This is a genomic window from uncultured Bifidobacterium sp., from assembly GCF_959020145.1.
Taxonomy (GTDB): Bacteria; Actinomycetota; Actinomycetes; order Actinomycetales; family Bifidobacteriaceae; genus Bifidobacterium.
Window position 1 is genome coordinate 1 of sequence record NZ_CAUEQY010000072.1, and the last position, 3,472, is coordinate 3,472.

A 3,472-nucleotide genomic window follows, 5' to 3' on the forward strand; every position below is an offset into this window, starting at 1 on the left:
GTGTCTTCGATGGCGATTCCGGCTGCGCCCAAGGCATCACGAATGGCGTCGGCGCGGGCGAAATCCTTGGCCTTGCGGGCTTCGGCACGCTCCTCCAACTGTTCGGAAACCAAACGGTCAAGCGCAGTATGCTCAGCGGAATCGGCACCGGCTCCGGCGGCGCCGCCGGCCGCACCCTCGCTTACCCACGGTTCCGCCAACGGATCCAAACCAAGCGTATCGAGCATCGCACGCACATTCACCAAAACAGCGCGAACTTCATCCTTCGCAACATCCGAATCAACACGATCGGCAAGCTTCGAAAGCAACGTGTTGCCAGAACGAATCGCCGTGAAAATCGCAGCGGAGGCGCCGGAAACATTAATATCGTCATTCATTGCGGCGACGAAATCAGCCGGCAGCTCATCGGCGGAAACCGAAACGATCTCCTCACGGGACGGCTGCCCGCCAACGGCGGCACCGGCACGTTCGATGAAATTCGACACACGATCGTACGCGGACTGAGCCTCGGTCAACGTCTGATCCGACCATTCCAACATGGAACGATACTGCACGGAACCAAGCGCGTAACGCACCACCCAAGCGGAATTTTCCGCCAAAACCGCCGGCACGGACAAGCCGTTGCCCAGCGACTTCGACATCTTCTCACCCTTGGCGGTAACCCATGCGGAATGCATCCAACGAGCCGCCGAATCGTAACCGGCGGCACGAGTCTGCGCCATTTCGTTCTCATGGTGCGGGAAACGCAAGTCCAGCCCGCCGCCATGAATGTCGAACATATCCTTCAAATAGCGGTGGCTCATCGCCGAGCATTCAATATGCCAACCCGGGCGACCCGTGCCGAACGGAGTATTCCAACGCGCGTCAAGCGGATCGGAATCCTTCGGAGCCTTCCACAATGCGAAATCACGCGGATCATGCTTGTCTTCCGACATGTCCGCAGGATCAACCGGGTTGTACTTGTCGTTGCCCGTATTGTCGACAGACGGACCCATGGCATCGGCCACCTCGGAAGCGGCATCGGCCACAGCGGTCTGCTTCTGATGCGTCAACTCGCCATAGTGCGGCCAGCTGGCAACGTCGAAATACACATTGCCGGTCGGATTGCCGTTCTCGTCAGTCACCACGTAGCCGTGGCCGTTGTCGATGATCTGCTTGATCAGATCGATCATGTCGATCATGTGGCCGGTCGCACGCGGCTCATACGTAGGCGGCTCAACACCCAACGTGTTGTAAGCCTCAGTGAATTCACGCTCGTAAATGTACGCGCGCTCCCACCACTGCTGACCGGCGGCCGCAGCCTTATCGAGAATCTTGTCGTCGATATCGGTGACATTGCGCACGAACGTGACTTTGTAGCCCAAACGCTCGAACCAGCGACGCACCACGTCAAACGCGACAGCCGCACGAATATGGCCGATATGCGGCGAACTTTGCACGGTGGCGCCACACACGTACATGCCGACCTGACCAGGCTTGATCGGCGTGAAATTCGACACGGCGTGCGATGCGGTGTCGTACAGCTTCAGATCGGCAGCGGCGCTCGCCACTGCGTCAACTGCGGTTGCGACGCTAGAAATGTTGATATTCTGCGGTTCTTGCGTGTTCGTCATAACCACGAGAGTATTGCCAGAATCGGACATGCATGCGAGATGAAAATGAACGGCAAAACGGTTTTTGTTGGATTTGTGAACATCGTTTACGTAGGTGATGCAACAATAGAATGTATGACGCGATCGCAGGTGCTGATTTTGCAACACGTTCCGTGGGAGAGACCGGGACGCATTTTAGACAGTCTGGATGATTTGGGACTGCAGTATCAAATCATCAATGTCGCCAAGCAGAAGAAACCGGATTTGCCTGATTTTGGCGAGGTTTCCGGCGTGGTGATCATGGGCGGCCCGATGGGTGCGCTCGACTACGACAAGTATCCGGGATTAAAGGCCGAGGCCAAGCTTGCGCGGGCTGCGGTCAGCGTTGGCAAGCCGGTGTTGGGCGTGTGCCTGGGACATCAGATCATCGCCACCGCGCTGGGGGCGAAGCTGAAGTCGGGAGATGCTCCGGAAATCGGTTTTGCGCCGATTAAATGCATCGACAAGCATGATTATTTCTCGATGTGGAACAAAACCGTGGATGTGCTGCACTGGCATAACGACGTGGTGTCGTTGCCGGAGGGCGCGCAGCCATTGGCACGATCCGCGAAGACCAAGGTGCAGGCGTTCCGTTTTGGTTCCGCTCTGGGCATGCAGTTCCACTTGGAGGTTACCCCTACTCTGTTGGAGGAGTGGCTTGACGAGTCAAGCATGATCAAGGATCTCAAGGCTGCCGGCGGGTCGAAATCGCAGTTGCGCGAGGCGTTCGCCGAATATAATCCGCAGTTGCAGCCGCTTGCGGATCAGGTGTTTTCGAGTTTTGCCGCTCGTTGTAATTCGTATGGGCAGAATTTGGCTCAGGCGCAGCAGGGCTGATCGCCGAGTTGTGTGCGGTTCCGATTGCTGCGTAGCGCTGGTGGCGATTCGCAAGTTGCGGCATTGCCTGCAGGTTTGGGAGATGTTCCCGCTACATTGGTGACTTATGCCGACTTATGATTTGGGACTTGAACACGTTTCGCTTGCTTTTGCGACCAAGAATATTTTCAACGATGTAACGCAGGGTGTTTTTGAAGGCGACCGCATCGGCATCGTCGGTAAGAACGGCGACGGCAAGTCCACGTTGCTGCATTTGTTCAAAGGCACGCAGGAGCCGGATTCCGGTCGCGTGACCATTCGCGGCGGGCTTACGTTCGGCATGCTCGACCAGCGTGACCCGCTCGACGACAACGCCACCGTGCGCGAAGCTGCGCTCGAAGGCCGTGAAGACTACGAATGGGCTGCGGAAACCAAGTCGCGCGAAATCGTCGAAGCATTGCTTGGCGGCATCAGCTTGGAAGCGAAAATCGGTTCGCTTTCCGGCGGTCAGCGTCGCCGCGCCGATTTGGCACGCCTGTTGCTCAAGGATTGGGATATTCTCGCACTCGACGAGCCTACAAACCATTTGGATGTGGTGACCATTCACTGGCTGGCGGAACATTTGAAGAACCGTTGGCCGGCCGGATCCGGCGCGCTGCTGCTCGTCACCCATGACCGTTGGTTCCTCGACGAAGTGTGCGAATCCATGTGGGAGGTGCATGACGGCGAAATCGAGCCGTTTGAAGGCGGCTATTCCGCATACATGCTGCAGCGCGTGGAACGCGATCGCCAAGCCGACGTGCGTGAAACGAAACGTCGCAATCTGGCTCGTAAGGAACTTGCCTGGCTTACCCGCGGTGCCCGCGCCCGTTCCACCAAGCAGAAATTCCATGTGAAGGCCGCGCGTGAGCTCATCGCCGACGTGCCTCCGGTGCGCAATACGCTGGAATTGAAGCAAATGGCCACATCCCGCTTGGGCAAGCAGGTGGTTGACCTGATCGACGTGACGCAGATTTTCGAACATG

3 protein-coding genes are annotated in these 3,472 nt (G+C 57.5%); 2 read left to right on the forward strand and 1 reads right to left on the reverse strand.

All coding sequences use genetic code 11. The annotated features are described in order from the left end of the window. Positions 1 to 1,613, reverse strand: a 1,613-nt coding sequence (gene cysS / locus Q5H33_RS08210; RefSeq protein WP_302423968.1) for a cysteine--tRNA ligase, incomplete at its 3' end; no start/stop codon positions are given. 114 nt (positions 1,614 to 1,727) lie between these two features. Here cysS and Q5H33_RS08215 point away from each other — a divergent pair. Both Q5H33_RS08215 and Q5H33_RS08220 read left to right on the forward strand, forming a co-directional pair. After that, a complete protein-coding gene (locus Q5H33_RS08215; protein WP_302423970.1) occupies positions 1,728 to 2,468 on the forward strand; it encodes a type 1 glutamine amidotransferase in 741 nt (246 codons plus the stop codon). A 106-nt stretch (positions 2,469 to 2,574) separates the two neighbouring features. Continuing rightward, positions 2,575 to 3,472 (forward strand): ABC-F family ATP-binding cassette domain-containing protein (locus Q5H33_RS08220; RefSeq protein ID WP_302423972.1); only part of this gene is annotated, 898 nt, incomplete at its 3' end.